The organism is Solibacillus sp. FSL R7-0682, assembly GCF_038005985.1.
In the GTDB taxonomy this organism is placed as follows: Bacteria; Bacillota; Bacilli; order Bacillales_A; family Planococcaceae; genus Solibacillus.
The window spans coordinates 1,528,486-1,543,605 of sequence record NZ_JBBOUI010000001.1; the positions used below are offsets into that span (position 1 = coordinate 1,528,486).

Below are 15,120 nucleotides of genomic sequence, written 5' to 3' on the forward strand. Positions count from 1 at the left end.
TTAGCGCCTTAAGTTAGAAACTGTATTACGAGGGATTTATCGTTCAGATGAAACGGAGGGATTTTGATGGTAGAAAACCATGAAGAAATTGAAAATCTCGATGAACCGTTAGTTTACGAAATAGAAGATCTAATCCGTATCACTAGGTTCAAAGAAGATATGTTAAAAGAATATTTTTTACATGATCCACGGATATTACGTTGGCAACGTCGAGGCAAAACACGGGGCAAACGTGTTTGGTTAGCCAAAGAGACCCGCAACGCAATCCGAGAAATCATGTTAAATGAATGGTCTATTTAAAAGATTTGCACGGGCAGGTGCGATTGCTTCAAGACCATATAGCCGAGGGCAATCGGCTTTTAGAAGAGCTAGGGCAATTGCTCAATGGCAAGTTAACTTGCTTAATTTAATATATCTCATTTCAATATGTTTTAGTCAATTTAGTCTTAACTGGAATAGTCGGAAATGGACTATCGGTATGGGAGGGAGGTGGACATAGTGGTTGCTGATTTCGCAAGACATTTAAAGGATTTTCGTGAGCGCGCTAACATCACACAAACAGAAATGGCGCAAAAGCTAAACATGACACAATCCCATGTTTCTAAATATGAAACTGGTCGTAAAGTGATTGATCTTGAAACTTTCACTCGGTGGGTTCGGGAGACAAATAGTGAGGTACAAGCTGCAATTGTTTTATTTGGTACAGACATCTTTGCAAATGCTTCACAGGTACTTTCTTTAGTACCAGCGTTTATCCCAGTGTTAGATGCTACACAGCTTTTTATGTAGAAGGAGATGAAAAGGATGCGTATCAAACCTAGAGTTTGGAGACTATTAACAGTCAAACAACGCTTGCAAATACTGTATTTTATCGCACAAAAAAACCGCTAAATCACTGCAATGATTTAACGGCAGAAATTACATTAAGTTCTTAATATATTATATCAAATTTTAACAGACAGTGCGAGACATTCTTCTCGCTCTCGTCAAGCAGCACATAGCAGACCGCATCCTCCCAAAATAAGTGCGGCTAGGCCATTGACTATGTGTTGCTTGATGGGAATGTCCATCAAAAAAACCACTGCTGAGAACAGTGGCTTTGAAAAACATAATTTAACGAAATTATATCACAGGAGGAAGTAAATTATGAAGAAAATAGAATTAATCGTAATGAAATTACGCAATTTTAAAGGCATCAATCAACTTAGTGTTGATGTTAAACGTGAAAACGCACGCATTTATGGTGATAACGCTACAGGTAAAACAACAGTGTTTGATGCTTTTCTTTGGCTCCTTTTCGATAAGGATAGCAACAATGATTCGAAATTTGCGATTCAAACATTAACTGGTTCGGGACATAAAGTACACAACCTTGAGCACACGGTCGAAGGGACCTTCCTAGTTGATGGTATCGAGGTCCAGTTGAAAAAAATCTACAAAGAAAAATGGACGAAAAAACGTGGACAAGCGCAAAAAGAATTCGGTGGTTACACAACAGATCACTTTGTAGACGATGTGCCAGTTAGCAAAAAAGAGTACGTTGCAAAAGTCGAATCAATTGTACAAGAGGACGTATTCAAGCTTTTAACTTCACCAACGTATTTTAATGAAAATGTTAAATGGCAAGACCGCCGGAATATTTTATTAGCAGTTTGTGGGGACATATCAGACGAGGATGTAATTGCATCAGATTCAGCATTAGCGAAGTTAAATGATGTCCTGAGCGGTAAGTCTATCGAGGATATGAAAAAGATAATTGCCAGCAAGAAAAGGCAGATCAATGACGAGTTAGAAAAAATCCCGGTGCGCATTGATGAAATCCATAAAATGATTCCAGAAGTACTAGTGAACGCAGAAGCTTTAAAAGCGAAGGTGGAGCATTTAGAAACAGAAATAAACGGATTAAAAGACCAGCGCTATACCGTAACGAACGGTACGGCATTACTGGATAAGCAACACCAAATGAAAGAGCTAGAGATGCAGTTAAACGACTTCAAGCGCACGTTTGAAGCAGATAGCAAACAAGAAATTTACAAGCTACAAACGCGCATTCAGGAGCTACAAGGCAATGTGCAAATTATTAAATCGGAAATTCGTATGAATGATATGGAGAAAGACGTTGCAGAACGCGAAATTAAAGAATGCGAGCTTGCAGTTACAAAAAATGAACAAGTAATGAGTGAGCTACGCACTGAATATTCGAAGGTGAGAGCAACCGAATTTATTCATGAGTATGACTGCAACGAATGTCCAACCTGCAAACAATCCTTACCAATTGATCAAGTTGAGGCAGCACGCAATGAGGCACTTGCTCAATTCAACGAACAACGTACAGCAAAACTTGCATTAATTAATGACAAGGGAAAAGCGCTCGCTAGCCATAATGCTCATTTTAACGAAAAAATTAAAGTTATTAACTCGAAGCTTGAATCAACTTTAACACCAAAATCATTTGAACTTAACGACAAATTAGCTACAGCTGAAAAAGAGCTTTCGAAATTTAACGAAAAGCTTCAGCAAGCACAATCAACTGTTCCAGATATTACTGAATCGGATGAATATAAGCAACTTACAAATCAAATTCATTCAGTTAATGAAGAAATCGCAAAAATGAAATTGAATGCGAATGAGGTTGTCGCAGAGATTGATGCAAATATCTGTGAGCTAGAGCAAGAAAAGCAAGGGGTTAATGCTGAACTAGGACAACTTGTAAACGCAGAAAACCAACGCAAACGTATTGCTGAATTAGAAGCAGACCAAAAGCGTCTAGCAGAAGAGTATGAGGAATTGGAAGGTAATCTATTCCTTATTGAAACATTCACGCGTAAAAAAGTTGAAATGCTCACTGAGCGCATCAACAGCAAGTTTAAATACGCTCGTTTCAAGTTATTCGAAGAGCAAGTAAATGGCGGGCTGAATGAAGTATGCGAAACATTATACGAAGGCGTACCATACGGCTCTGGCTTAAATAACGCTGCTAAAATCAATGTCGGTTTAGACATCATTAATACTTTATCAGCTCATTACGGCATCCTTGCTCCAATTTTCGTGGATAATGCTGAGGCTGTAACCAAGTTTATCGATGTGGACACTCAACTAATTAGCTTGGTGGTAAGTGAGAAGGACAAGAAATTACGTGTTGAATTAGATCCAATCGAATTGAAGGAGGCTATGTAATATGTCAAACGGTGTAACTAATCAGCAGCAAGTTCACGTAATACCAAAGGAAAAGCAAAACGCTTTCGTTACGACAGCAGCCAAAAAAATTGCAGAAATGCAGCAGTTAGGACAAATCAATTTACCGAGTAATTATTCAGTGGAAAATGCGCTACAAGCAGCATTCTTTACTTTAACAGCAGTCGATTTTAAAAATAAAACGCCAATAATTGAGCAAGTAACACCCGATTCGGTAGCTTTTGCACTACAAGATATGGCAATTCAAGGTTTATCAGTCGCTAAAAAACAAGGTTACTTCATTAATTACGGCGGTAAGCTTCAATTCCAACGCTCTTACCATGGAACACAGGCAGTAATTAAGCGCCTAATCGGTATTAAAGATATTTGGGCCAATGTTATTTGGAAAGGTGAAGAGTTCGAAGTCGAATACAACGAACGAGGTCAACTAGCTTTTAAATTACACAAGGCTAATTGGAAGGCTGCTACAGGTAAGAAAGAAGATATCGAAGGTGCTTATTGTATCGTAGAGCACGAGGTTGGTCGCCAATTTTTAACGGTAATGACGATGGATGAAATTTTAACATCATGGTCCCAATCAAGTAACAAATCAGTTCAAGATAAGTACCCACAGGAAATGGCGAAACGTACGGTGATTAACAGGGCTTCCAAAGCATTCTTATTCACTTCTGATGACAGTGAAATATTACTTGACGCAATCAATCGTACGACGGAAAACGAATTTGAGCCTCAAGTTAAAGATATGGGGGATGTGCAAGAGGTCCAGGAAGAAATTGCTCAAAATGCAAATACGGAAGAACTAGATATTACACAAGTAAAAGAGCCACTAACACATAAACAAGAGCCAGAAATTATTGCGGAATATGAACAACAAGAACTTTTAAATGAAGATGGACCAAGTTTTTAATGATTGAAATTCGTACAATTGCAACCGGATCAAAAGGCAACTGCTATCGGGTGTCCGATGGCAGTACAGCCTTACTACTGGAGGCAGGTATTAGCTTCACAGCAATTCATAAAGGGCTCGAATTTAAGACTTCTGAAATAGAAGGTGTTCTCGTAACGCATGAGCACCAAGACCACTGCAAAGGCGTCGAAGGTTGTCTAAAACGTGGCATGACAATTTATATGTCACAGGGTACGAAAGACGGTGTGGGCTTAGATAACGCACAAATTCGCATCATTAGAAGTAAAGAGCAATTCCGCATTGGAACATGGACCATATTACCTTTTGATGTGCAGCATGACGTAAACGAACCATTAGGATTTTTACTTCAATCAGATAACGGTGACAAGCTTCTCTTTGCTACAGATACGTATTACATCAAATACAAATTCACAGGACTTACACACTTGATGATTGAGTGTAATTACGATCAACAGACACTTGATGAAAATGTAGCATCAGGTCACATTCATCCAGCAATGAAAAAGCGTGTCATGCGTTCCCATTTTGGATTAGAAAACCTTGTTGAATTCTTTAAAGCAAATGATTTAACAAAGGTGGAGGAAATTCACTTACTCCATTTATCAGATAACAACAGTAATGTAGAACGGATTTTTAAAACAGTCGCAAGGGCAACGGGCAAATTAATTTACATTCCATAAGGAGGGCTAGGGCAATGGCTGAAATTACTTGGATTAAGCTGAAAACAGACATGTTTGATGATGAAAAAATAAAGCTAATCGAACGTATGCCAGAGGGCGATGGCATCTTGGTTGTTTGGGTGAAGCTGCTTGCTTATGCTGGCAAAGTCAATTGTAGTGGCTACATTATGATCGCTGAGGATATACCAATGAACATTGAGGAAATGGCTATTATTTTTAACAGACCACTTGAAAAGGTGCGTTATGCAATACAAATTTTACAGCGCTACAAAATGATTGAAGTTGATGAAAATGAGCGTATTTGCATCTCGAACTGGGAGAAACACCAAAACATTGACGGTATGGAAAAGGTTCGTTTACAAACAGCAGAACGTAATCGTAAATATCGCGAACGTAAAAAGCAACAGTCTTTGCAAGCACCGAATGATACGTCACAAGAAATATCTAGTGACGTTAGCGTGACGTCACGTGACGGAACAGATATAGATAAAGAATTAGATAAAGAATTAGATAAAGAATTAGAAATAGATCTAGATAAAGAAAAAGAAATACTACAACAAGAAGAAGCGGTATTAGCTTCGCTTCCAAAAGAAGTAGTAGCAGTAGTAAATCCATTCAATTTTTATGCTCAAAATGGTTTTGGATTAACCATGAATGATATTACAAGACAAAAGATTCTTGCCTGGTGTGATGATCTTTCTGACGAACTAGTTGTACATGCCATGCAAATCGCTATAGAACGAAATTGCGTTAGTTGGTCTTATGCTGAGGGCATCTTAAAGAAATGGCACAGTAAAGGCGTAAAGACCTTACAAGACGTAAATGCCTTAGTTGCTCAATTTGAAGCTCAGCAATCCCGAAAGAATCGCTCACATGGTAATCACCGCACTGAAAACGTACCTGAGTGGTTTGATAAGCGCCAGCAAGAAAAGCAGCAAAAGCCACCAGTAAATAACGAGCCAATCGACTTTGAAGCTGAACGAGATAAAGTATTGGCTAAGTTGGGAGGGGCTTCGAATGCATAAACGTCGCGTTGAATACTGGAGTGCAATGGCAAATGAGCGAGCACGTTGTCCAGTAGAAGGATGTATTCATGTAGGTGACATAATTACAAAAGCACATTTGCGTTTAGAGCATGGAATGACACGTGAGCAGGTTGAAAAGCAGTATGGACGACCATACCGAGTGATTGCGAAAACAGGGGTTATGTTAGAAGCATAAGGGGGAGTAGTTGTGAAGCTAGAGTTCTTAAAAGTTGACCATATTGTAGAGACCGATAAAAACAAAGTCATTTACATTCCAGCTGGGGGCATCCAGTTTGGATTTAAAAATAAGATTATTTCTTTAAAGAATCCGTTACAAATTGAAATGACACATGGGGGCAGCTTCCTCAATGTTGTTCGCTACATCGATTTCGTAGTTTACGATGACCAATCAATCTATACAACAGGTGAGATTAAGCGAGAGGGCTTATTTGGCATCGTAGCTCATGAAGAGGTACAACTAGCAATTCATAAAGCATTGAATAAAACTTGCAAGGTTGTTCCGTTTTTCAAGCCGTTGGATGTTAAAGAGATGTTTTGCCGTGAATTTGAAAATGCTTATGAGCAGTTGTTGGGGGTGTAGGGATGCGGGATATTAAGTTTCGTGCTTGGAGTGAGTATTCAAATAAGCTTGTGGTTTGGGAACATATGAAAGTCGATGATACATTAGGCAGCGTGTTAAATGGTGAAGATAAAAAAATCCATGTTATGCAATACACAGGATTAAAGGATAAAAACGGTCGTGAGATTTATGAGGGGGATTTATATCAATATACAGTAAGTCATGATATGTACGACCCGAACTCAGGACATATAACATTCGAAACAAAACACGTAAAGGCTGTAACTTTTGAAAATGGCGCTTTTTATCATGGCATCGAATTGTTGTCAGATGTACTTGAATACGACGATTCATTAGTTTGTGTTGGCAACATTTACGAAAATCCCGAACTATTGGAGGCGCAATAATGCCAGTAACATTACAAAAATATCAAAGCCGCGAGGAAATGTACGACAACTATTCAACAGTAGCAAAAGAAATTGAGTTTGAAGGGCATGTGTACCGATTCAAGGGTACCATGCGCAACCATGATCATTCGATTCACCTTTACCATTGTGTGTCGGAACAACATTACATTCGTGTTCATTTGCAGTTTAATGTTCCATTTTTGATTGAGGCATTTTATTCAGTGAATGAGGTGACAGTTGATGCGGTACGTCGAGCTAGTTAGACGAGGGTGCTTTGTTGCTGGTGATTTAAATGATCAGGAAATACAAGAGTATCTAGAAAATGGCTATCTTATGAGGTGGCAGCAGAATTTAAGGGACAGGGGCAAGTCCAAGCATAGGGTTGTTAAAAATAAGCATGGAATTGCGGTGGGTTAGGAGTGATAGGGCAATGATTCAAAAGAATTTAAAATTTCTAGACCTATTCGCAGGCATCGGTGGCTTCCGTTTAGGAATGGAAGCAGCAGGTCACAATTGCGTTGGATATGTTGAATGGGATAAATTTGCTCGGAAATCATACGAAGCAATCCATAATACAAAAGGAGAGTGGACAGCTCATGACATTACAACTGTATCAGACGACGATTTTCGATTATTTAGAGGAACAGTCGATGTTATTTGCGGAGGGTTCCCATGTCAGGCATTTAGTATCGCAGGAAAAAGAGGAGGATTTTCAGACACTCGTGGAACGTTATTCTTCGAGATTGCCAGAGCGACTGAACAAATCAAACCACGCATTTTATTCCTTGAAAACGTCAAAGGCTTACTCAATCACGACGAGGGAAGGACTTTCGGAACTATCCTCAATACGTTGGATGAATTGGGGTACAATGCAGAATGGCAAGTGCTTAACAGCAAAGATTTCGGAGTCCCGCAAAACAGGGAAAGGGTGTTCATTATCGGACATCTTAGAGGATCAAGTGGACGAGAAGTTTTTCCTATCGGAGGAACAAATGAAAAAATTGGTTCTGAAATAATTCGATTAGCACACAGCGCTAACTATAGAAGGGTATATCAAACTTTTGATGTTAATGGGTCATGCGAAGCCTTAGACACGATGCAAGGTGGTGGCAGACAACCATGTGTAAAAGTTGTAGGAAATGTTCATCCGAGCGGGAGAGGTATGAACGGACAAGTATATAAAAGCGATGGATTAGCACCTACAATAACAACAAATAATGGCGAGGGAAAAAAAATAGCTATTCCAATTCTTACACCAGACAGAATTGAAAAACGTCAAAATGGTCGTAGATTCAAAGAAGATGGCGAACCGATGTTTACGTTAACTGTACAGGATAGACACGGTGTAATGATTAAGGAAGCCACAAAGCAAGGTTTTGATGTAGCTATAGAAGGTGATTCTATTAATCTAGCTGTACCAGGGAGTAAAACACGTAGAGGTCGAGTTGGTAAAGGTATGGCTAATACGCTTGATACAGGATGTCAGCAGGGTGTAGTCGTTTGGGATATGTATAACAAAAAACAACGTACTGACGGCAACGTAGGAACACTTACAGCTAACGGAAATACAAGCACTACACATAGTGGAACATTCGGTATTGATGATGGTGTAGACATTCGAAAACTAACACCTCGCGAATGTTGGAGACTACAAGGCTTTACAGATTGGGCATTTGATAGAGCAGCAGCCGTTAACTCAGATAGTCAATTATATAAGCAAGCCGGCAATAGTGTTACGGTCAATGTAATAGCAGCCGTTGCGAAGTATTTTCACTAGGAGGGAAAAAATGACTTACAGCAAATCACACGCAATCGAGGAATGCAACTAGAGCGAATAATTGATATGGCAAACAATAAATACCGTAATGCTGGGGTGGCAGATATCCGTAAGGTGCCTTCTCCAGTAAATATTTTAAAACTGACAGGTAACCGAATTGTGGGTCATACGGAAAAGCCGACATGGGTGGATTACAGTGGTGTTTATGATGGTAGAGCAATTATCTTTGATGCTAAACAAACGAGTAAAACGGCATTTCCTTTAGACAATATTTCTCTCCATCAGTACGACTTACTCAAATCATGGTCAGAAAAAGGCGCAGTAACGTTTTTACTAGTTCGTTTTAGTAAATATGACAAATACTACCATCTTCCATTTCGCACGCTTAAATGGGCTTGGGAGAGGGCAATAACAGGTGGACGTAATTCAATTGCATTTGCTGAATTCGAAACAATGGCAGCAGAAGTGAAAAGTAAGGATGGGTACACGTTGCATTATTTGGAGGCGGTTTGATGCGTAAAAAGATTCGTAGATTGATAGATTATGTTGTTTATGTGGTGGATCGGGTTATTACGTGATTGATCATAATTATGTAATTAGAAAAAGAGCAATGGTAGATAAGTCTAACCTTTGCTCTAAAAATTTAACAATTGCAGATCATTAATACATTTCCGTCTAAATCCTGAAAGTTAAAGTAGGCAAAATCACCAATTCGTTCTATTTCTTTAACCACTGTTATACCTTTATTTTTGATATAAATATATGCTTCATCTATATCTTTGACGTAAAAATTAAATAATACATGATTTGAAGGAGCTAATTTAAAGCTGGGTTGGAAAGTGTGGTCGTCTAATGTTAATCCAGTCTCACCTGAGATAGGGATATTATAAACGGGAGATTCAACAACATTTTTATCAAATGGGATACCAAGCAAGGCACTATACCATTCAGCTGATTTTCTGAGGTTGCTAACATGGATGAAAACATTATTTACTTTACAGGTAATTGGAGAAGAAATTGAATTCACAGTATTCCACCTTTTAAATTTGATTGAAATTATTATTCGACAGAAGAAGATAAAATCCTTTTTATTTGAAAAATTTACAGTAAAAAGGCATAAAAAAAGACCTGAGCAACCACTCAAGTCAGCAAAACTATACTCTACTAGTATAGCACGTATGTTTGGGTAACGCTAAAATATCGAACGGAAAAATTCATAGAATCCAGTTTCCATTGGAACGGCCCATATGTACATTCCTAGTAATGCTACGGGACCTAAAAGGAAATTATGAATTTTACGAGGGAGAATATTTCTAAATATTGCAGAGTAGATGCTTAAACAAACAATTATAACAATGCTCAATAGAAACATGGGGAGTACGAAATATGACAAACTTGTACCGAGCGATAAATCTGCAAATAGAACCATTCAATTACCTCATTATGTATTTTATGTAAATTATAACACAAATAAAACCGCAGCGAGTACAAGCGCTACGGTTTCCCTCTTGCTAAATATTAGGTGACAACTAATTATAGCATAAGGGGGCAATCTTATGTATTTCGAAGATTTATTAGAAGAGTACAAGCAGTTGTTGAAGCAAATGAAGTCAGAGGGTGTAACAAGCGGTAGTATGTACCAAGAGGTGAAGCAGGCTATCGAATGGATGGAAACTGGGTATGATCCAGCGGAGTATCGGGCAGCTACTCGAGTGGACTCGTACCCAATGGATCCGTACCATATGCAGACGTATATGTCTTATGTAAATGATGATGAAATGATGATGCCTGAGTTTTTGGTTCAAGTAAGGGAAAAAATAAAGTCAGATTACGCTGATATAGATGTGGATGCGCCGGAGTGGCAAAGCTATATAGCCTTTATGATGCGTGATGTGAATGCCGCAGTTAAAAAGGCGAATGAGCGAAAAGAGAAAATCAGCAGCGCATTAAAAGGTTTAACAGTAGATGAGAGAGCTGTGTACGTCGCTATTGAAGCTGAGCTATTACCATTTAGTAAAGTCGCTAAAATGCTAGAGGTTTCGAAAAGCACGATACAGAGTTATTACAGTCGGGCTAAGCGAAAAATCCATGCAAATATTACGCATGGCACGCAGGAAAGTTTGTTTGATGATATTGCATAGCTGATTAACCAAAATGTGTAGGTAAAGGAGATGTTAAATAAATGAGTGAAGCGCATAAGGAATTAAATAATCATAAAAGCAAAGTTATCGATGAACTAAATAAACGTATGGAAGAATTAGAGGATAACGGCGAGTTAGGAATGGCGGAAGTTCTTCAAGACTTTTACAACTGGTATGTAGAAGAATTTATATACTAAACGATTTGAGAATTTTGCCATACGATTACCCTATATATAAGAGCACTTATTTTTACCACAAAATAAAAACAAATGAAGAAGTAGGGCTTTGAATAGTGTGCATTGCTACTTCCTACGGTGATGCGTGCAGTTGAGAGTGAAAATAGTTTAAGCAATTTCTTCCAAATTGAATTAATATTAATTTGGAGGAGATTAAATTGCAGAAAAATATAAAAATATTGTTTGATTTTAAAGAAATAAAAAAACAATTTTATCCATTGCTTAAGAAATTCGATATCCATAAAGAAAAGGATATAAGATACTTAGAAGAGGTTTTATTATCAGATTTAAGCAAAGAAGATTTACTTGAAATGGAGCGGACACTGGAACAAAAAATTAATTCTAGTAGTAGGAATAATACATTTTTAGTTACATCAATTAGTATTTTAATTACAGTATTTTTGGGTTTTATTACTGTAACATCAGGAATGTCTGTAGATGAGAAAAAAGAGGGGTTAGCAATACTTCTACTTTTCATAACATTAGTATTAATTGTTGGCATTAATGTTATTTCAAATCACATTATAAATAACAACAGAAAAATGGAAGATGTTTTATTATTAATTAGAATTATTATATTTTATAAAGAAAATAAATTAATTAAACAATAATAGCAAAAAAGTGTTAAGGAAAAGCCTTCTACTTTGTTTTATTATGGAAACGGGAGGGTTATTTATGAGTTTCGAACAAACATTAACTATAGCTATAATTACAGCTGTAATCTCATTATTGATAAATAGTTTATTACAAATATTAAAAAAACAAAGTGATAATTCTATTAATACTAAATCTTTTAAGAGGGAATTAGCAAATAAAAAATTGGAAGGTTTATACTTGGAATTATATAAACTTATCATCCAGTCCGAATATGTTCGTTTTTTTACTAGAAAGTATGAAAAAACGAATTTAGACCCTATTGATTATCCTTTTCTTTCTATAGGGATGTCTCAGAAAAAAATAAAAATTGACAGTAATGGATTTAAAGAAGAAATAGAAGAAATTGATAATCCGATTACTCAAGTAAAAATGAAATTAATTATCGATAAAATAAATGACAATCCGAGCTATGCTTCTACAGAATTATTAAAACTTTCTATTGCATACAGGTATGTACATCACTATTTTGTAAAGGATAACCTAATTAAAGAAGAAAAAGATAAATTTGATGAAGAAGAGCTCAGGTTATCAAGGATGATTGTAATGCTGATTATCCAAGAAACAAATAAGCTGCTCGAAGAAAGCGAATATTTTGTAGATGGAAAAGAAGTTTCGAAGGGTTTATTTAATCACAGTATTTTTGAAAGAGATCGCATATAAAGTGCGATCTTTATTATTTCACAAAGCAACTAGCACAATGGGGTGATTACAAAACAAACAAATCACTAATTATTCATCCCTTTTTCATAATTTTATATCATACCACTAAAAGTTCGAGAAATTAATTAAGAATACCTTTCGTTTTGGTATATTATGGAGTAGGAGGTATGTATATGAACAAAAAACAAAATACAAAACTTATTATAATAGTATTTACTACTGTTTTAATAATACTAACTATACCAGGTATTCTCGCTAACTTTTTGAAATTCTCTATTTTTGAATTTGCTCCAGGGAAAGTAGATGCATGGATAGGGTTTTGGGGTAGTTATTTAGGTGGTATCGTCGGTATGATTGCAGTAGTTATTACTACTTTTTTCTTAATTGGAAATCAAAATAAACAACATTATGAACTGCTTACCGAACAAAAAAATAGTATTGATAATTCTGCGGAGTTAAATGATAAAAAAACGAGGGAACGAGAACATAAACTATTTTTAATTAACATAAACGAAGAATTGGTTCAATCGCTAATACAAATAACAAAGTTGATTAAATTGAGAATTGAAGTTTTTAGAAAAATAAATAATATTGGGCAAGAAAAATTAAATCTAACTAGGCAACAAGAATTTTATAAAAATAATAAAATAGTACACGGCAAAGAAGATTTAATTCATGAAACTACTTTAACTTTAATGATGGATAGAAAGGCAAGTCAATTTCGAGAAAGTGAACTCTTAGCTGAAATAGAAATCGAAATTGCTAAGATTAGAATATTGTATGCTAGGTTAGATTTAGAAACAAACGAAATCGAAAGCTTGAACTCTTTAATAAACGAAAATAAAAATAATATGATCGATATAATTAATAAAGATGGATTTGGTGAAGAATACACGCAAATAATAACAAAGTTTAATCAAGAAGTTATGGAAATATTAAATGGGGTTTCAGTGAAGCACATTGATAATATTAAAGAATTGTTCGAAGCTTATAAAAAATAGCGCCTTTTTAGGTGCTTTTTTATTTTAACGAGCAATTAGCATAGTGGGGTGATGCCATTGATTGAACGAAAATTAACAATTAAACAGCAGGCTTTTGCAGACTATTATATCCAGACAGGGAATGCTACTGAAGCCGCAATTAAAGCAGGATATAGTGAAAGGTCGGCAAGACAAATAGCTGAACAGAACTTGACAAAACATGACATTTCAAATTATATCAAAGAAAAAATGGAGGAAATCGCTTCTGAGCGGATTGCAGATGCTACGGAAGTGATGGAATACTTAACAAAAGTAATGCGCCGTGAAATTAATGAATTTGTTCCAATGACCGTATCTAAAGAGGAATCTAAGTGGGTTGATGGCAAAAAGCAAACAACTAAAGAGGAGAGCGTTGAGATTGTAGAAATACCAGCGCGCTTGTCAGATGCCAATAAAGCCGCTGAACTACTAGGCAAGCGCTACGCAATGTGGACAGACAAGCAAGAAATCAACGCCAACATTACGCCAGTATTCGTTGACGACATTAGCGGTGATAACAATGGCGGTTAAAAAGCTCTCCGAACTCATACCAAAAGCCTTTCATCCATTATGGAATGCGGCACTGGCAGAGGAAATACTTCATATCGTTTGTAAGGGCGGTCGTGGTAGCGGGAAGTCATCGGACATTGCGCATGTATTTGTCCAGTTACTTATGCGCTACCCAGCAAATGCAGTCGGTATTCGTAAAGTTGATAACACTATCGAAACATCGATATTCGAGCAGATTAAATGGGCCATCCATGAGCAAGGTGTGGCACATCTGTTTAAAATAAATAAAAGCCCAATGCGTGTGACTTACATTCCACGTGGCAATTATATGATTTTTAGAGGTGCACAAGATCCAGCGAGAATCAAATCTTTAAAAAGTGCCGAGTTCCCATTTGCTTTTGCTTGGGTAGAAGAGATGGCCGAGTTTAAAAATGAAGATGAAATTACTACTATTACCAACTCACTATTACGTGGTGAACTTGATAATGGTCTTTTTTATAAATTTTTTTACTCATACAATCCACCAAAACGTAAGCAATCTTGGGTGAATAAGAAATATGAAAGCTCATTTCAACCTGAAAATACATTTGTTCATCATTCAACTTACTTAGATAACCCATTCATTTCAAAACAGTTTATTGAAGAAGCAGAAGCAGCTAAACTACGAAATGAATTGCGTTACCGTTGGGAATACCTCGGCGAGGCAATCGGTTCTGGTGTCGTGCCATTTGATAATTTACAAATCAAAAAAGGTTGTATAACTGATGAAATGGTTTCTTCATTCGATAACATTCGAAATGCCGTCGACTTCGGTTATGCGACGGATCCATTGGCTTTTGTACGATGGCATTACGACAAGAAGAAAAACGGTATATATGCTATCGATGAAGTATACGGCGTGAAAATCAGTAACCGTGAACTTGCCAAAAAACTAGAGCAAAAGGGTTATCAGTCTGACCGCATAGCAGCAGATAGTGCCGAACCTAAATCGATTGCTGAATTAAAGAATGAGCTCGGTATTAAGAAAATGTATGGTGTTAAAAAAGGTCCTGATAGCGTTGAATATGGTGAGGAATGGCTTGATGATTTAGATTTTATTTGTATTGACCCATTGCGTACACCAAATATCGCTCGAGAATTTGAGAATATCGATTACCAGACGGACAAAGACGGAAATCCTTTGCCACGTTTAGAGGATAAGGATAATCATACAATTGATGCCACTCGATATGCGTTTGAGGGCGACATGAAGAAGAGTAATAAAATCACGATTGGCAACAAATCAAAATTAGGATTGAGGTGATA

Annotated in this window: 20 protein-coding genes; 19 read left to right on the plus strand and 1 reads right to left on the minus strand. The window is 36.8% G+C overall.

Annotated elements, in window-relative coordinates:
* Positions 1-66 precede the first annotated feature (66 nt).
* The 12 genes from MKZ17_RS07720 (at position 67) to MKZ17_RS07775 (ending at position 9,105) form a co-directional block, all read left to right on the plus strand.
* Complete coding sequence (locus MKZ17_RS07720; protein WP_340723163.1) at positions 67-300, plus strand: hypothetical protein; 234 nt, start codon at positions 67-69, stop codon at positions 298-300.
* 198 nt (positions 301-498) lie between these two features.
* Positions 499-789: a helix-turn-helix domain-containing protein gene (locus tag MKZ17_RS07725; protein WP_340723164.1), complete on the plus strand. Its 291-nt coding sequence runs from the start codon at positions 499-501 to the stop codon at positions 787-789.
* Positions 790-1,146: 357 nt separating this feature from the next.
* Positions 1,147-3,177 (plus strand): hypothetical protein, encoded by a 2,031-nt coding sequence (locus MKZ17_RS07730; protein ID WP_340723165.1) that lies wholly within the window; start codon positions 1,147-1,149, stop codon positions 3,175-3,177.
* Position 3,178: 1 nt separating this feature from the next.
* The gene (locus MKZ17_RS07735; RefSeq protein WP_340723166.1) at positions 3,179-4,102 is read left to right on the plus strand and encodes a RecT family recombinase; all 924 of its coding nucleotides are present in this window, start codon (positions 3,179-3,181) and stop codon (positions 4,100-4,102) included.
* On the plus strand, positions 4,102-4,803 hold the full coding sequence (locus MKZ17_RS07740; protein ID WP_340723167.1) for an MBL fold metallo-hydrolase: 702 nt from the start codon (positions 4,102-4,104) through the stop codon (positions 4,801-4,803). Before MKZ17_RS07735 ends, MKZ17_RS07740 begins: the two co-directional genes overlap by 1 nt.
* 14 nt (positions 4,804-4,817) lie before the next feature.
* On the plus strand, positions 4,818-5,828 hold the full coding sequence (locus MKZ17_RS07745) for a phage replisome organizer N-terminal domain-containing protein (protein WP_340723168.1): 1,011 nt from the start codon (positions 4,818-4,820) through the stop codon (positions 5,826-5,828).
* The gene (locus MKZ17_RS07750; RefSeq protein ID WP_340723169.1) at positions 5,821-6,024 is read left to right on the plus strand and encodes a hypothetical protein; all 204 of its coding nucleotides are present in this window, start codon (positions 5,821-5,823) and stop codon (positions 6,022-6,024) included. The genes MKZ17_RS07745 and MKZ17_RS07750 overlap by 8 nt, the downstream gene beginning before the upstream one ends.
* A gap of 12 nt (positions 6,025-6,036) precedes the next feature.
* Positions 6,037-6,429 carry a molecular chaperone gene (locus MKZ17_RS07755; RefSeq protein ID WP_340723170.1) on the plus strand — a complete coding sequence of 131 codons (393 nt, stop codon included), beginning with the start codon at positions 6,037-6,039 and terminating at the stop codon, positions 6,427-6,429.
* A 2-nt stretch (positions 6,430-6,431) separates the two neighbouring features.
* The gene (locus tag MKZ17_RS07760) at positions 6,432-6,815 is read left to right on the plus strand and encodes a YopX family protein (protein ID WP_340723171.1); all 384 of its coding nucleotides are present in this window, start codon (positions 6,432-6,434) and stop codon (positions 6,813-6,815) included.
* Complete coding sequence (locus MKZ17_RS07765) at positions 6,815-7,078, plus strand: hypothetical protein (RefSeq protein WP_340723172.1); 264 nt, start codon at positions 6,815-6,817, stop codon at positions 7,076-7,078. The genes MKZ17_RS07760 and MKZ17_RS07765 overlap by 1 nt, the downstream gene beginning before the upstream one ends.
* A 167-nt stretch (positions 7,079-7,245) precedes the next feature.
* Positions 7,246-8,592, plus strand: coding sequence for a DNA (cytosine-5-)-methyltransferase (gene dcm, locus MKZ17_RS07770; protein ID WP_340723173.1), 1,347 nt, complete (start codon positions 7,246-7,248; stop codon positions 8,590-8,592).
* 42 nt (positions 8,593-8,634) lie between these two features.
* Positions 8,635-9,105: a Holliday junction resolvase RecU gene (locus tag MKZ17_RS07775; RefSeq protein ID WP_340723174.1), complete on the plus strand. Its 471-nt coding sequence runs from the start codon at positions 8,635-8,637 to the stop codon at positions 9,103-9,105.
* A 130-nt stretch (positions 9,106-9,235) separates the two neighbouring features.
* On the opposite strand, the gene MKZ17_RS07780 is transcribed toward MKZ17_RS07775, so the two are convergent.
* The gene (locus tag MKZ17_RS07780; protein WP_340723175.1) at positions 9,236-9,619 is read right to left on the minus strand and encodes a VOC family protein; all 384 of its coding nucleotides are present in this window, start codon (positions 9,617-9,619) and stop codon (positions 9,236-9,238) included.
* 529 nt (positions 9,620-10,148) lie between these two features.
* On the opposite strand from MKZ17_RS07780, the gene MKZ17_RS07785 reads away from it, so the two are divergent.
* The 7 genes from MKZ17_RS07785 to MKZ17_RS07815 all read left to right on the plus strand — a co-directional run bounded on the left by MKZ17_RS07785 (position 10,149) and on the right by MKZ17_RS07815 (position 15,118).
* Positions 10,149-10,733, plus strand: a complete 585-nt coding sequence (locus MKZ17_RS07785; protein WP_340723176.1) for a sigma factor-like helix-turn-helix DNA-binding protein — start codon at positions 10,149-10,151, stop codon at positions 10,731-10,733.
* Positions 10,734-10,774: 41 nt separating this feature from the next.
* A complete protein-coding gene (locus tag MKZ17_RS07790) occupies positions 10,775-10,930 on the plus strand; it encodes a hypothetical protein (RefSeq protein ID WP_340723177.1) in 156 nt (51 codons plus the stop codon).
* Between the two features lie 197 nt (positions 10,931-11,127).
* Entirely contained in the window at positions 11,128-11,580 is a 453-nt protein-coding gene (locus MKZ17_RS07795) for a hypothetical protein (RefSeq protein ID WP_340723178.1), read from the plus strand.
* Positions 11,581-11,644: 64 nt separating this feature from the next.
* Positions 11,645-12,286 (plus strand): hypothetical protein, encoded by a 642-nt coding sequence (locus MKZ17_RS07800; RefSeq protein ID WP_340723179.1) that lies wholly within the window; start codon positions 11,645-11,647, stop codon positions 12,284-12,286.
* Positions 12,287-12,459: 173 nt separating this feature from the next.
* Complete coding sequence (locus tag MKZ17_RS07805) at positions 12,460-13,287, plus strand: hypothetical protein (protein ID WP_340723180.1); 828 nt, start codon at positions 12,460-12,462, stop codon at positions 13,285-13,287.
* 57 nt (positions 13,288-13,344) lie between these two features.
* A complete protein-coding gene (locus MKZ17_RS07810) occupies positions 13,345-13,836 on the plus strand; it encodes a terminase small subunit (RefSeq protein WP_340723181.1) in 492 nt (163 codons plus the stop codon).
* Positions 13,826-15,118, plus strand: coding sequence for a PBSX family phage terminase large subunit (locus MKZ17_RS07815; RefSeq protein WP_445326903.1), 1,293 nt, complete (start codon positions 13,826-13,828; stop codon positions 15,116-15,118). Before MKZ17_RS07810 ends, MKZ17_RS07815 begins: the two co-directional genes overlap by 11 nt.
* Positions 15,119-15,120 lie beyond the last annotated feature (2 nt).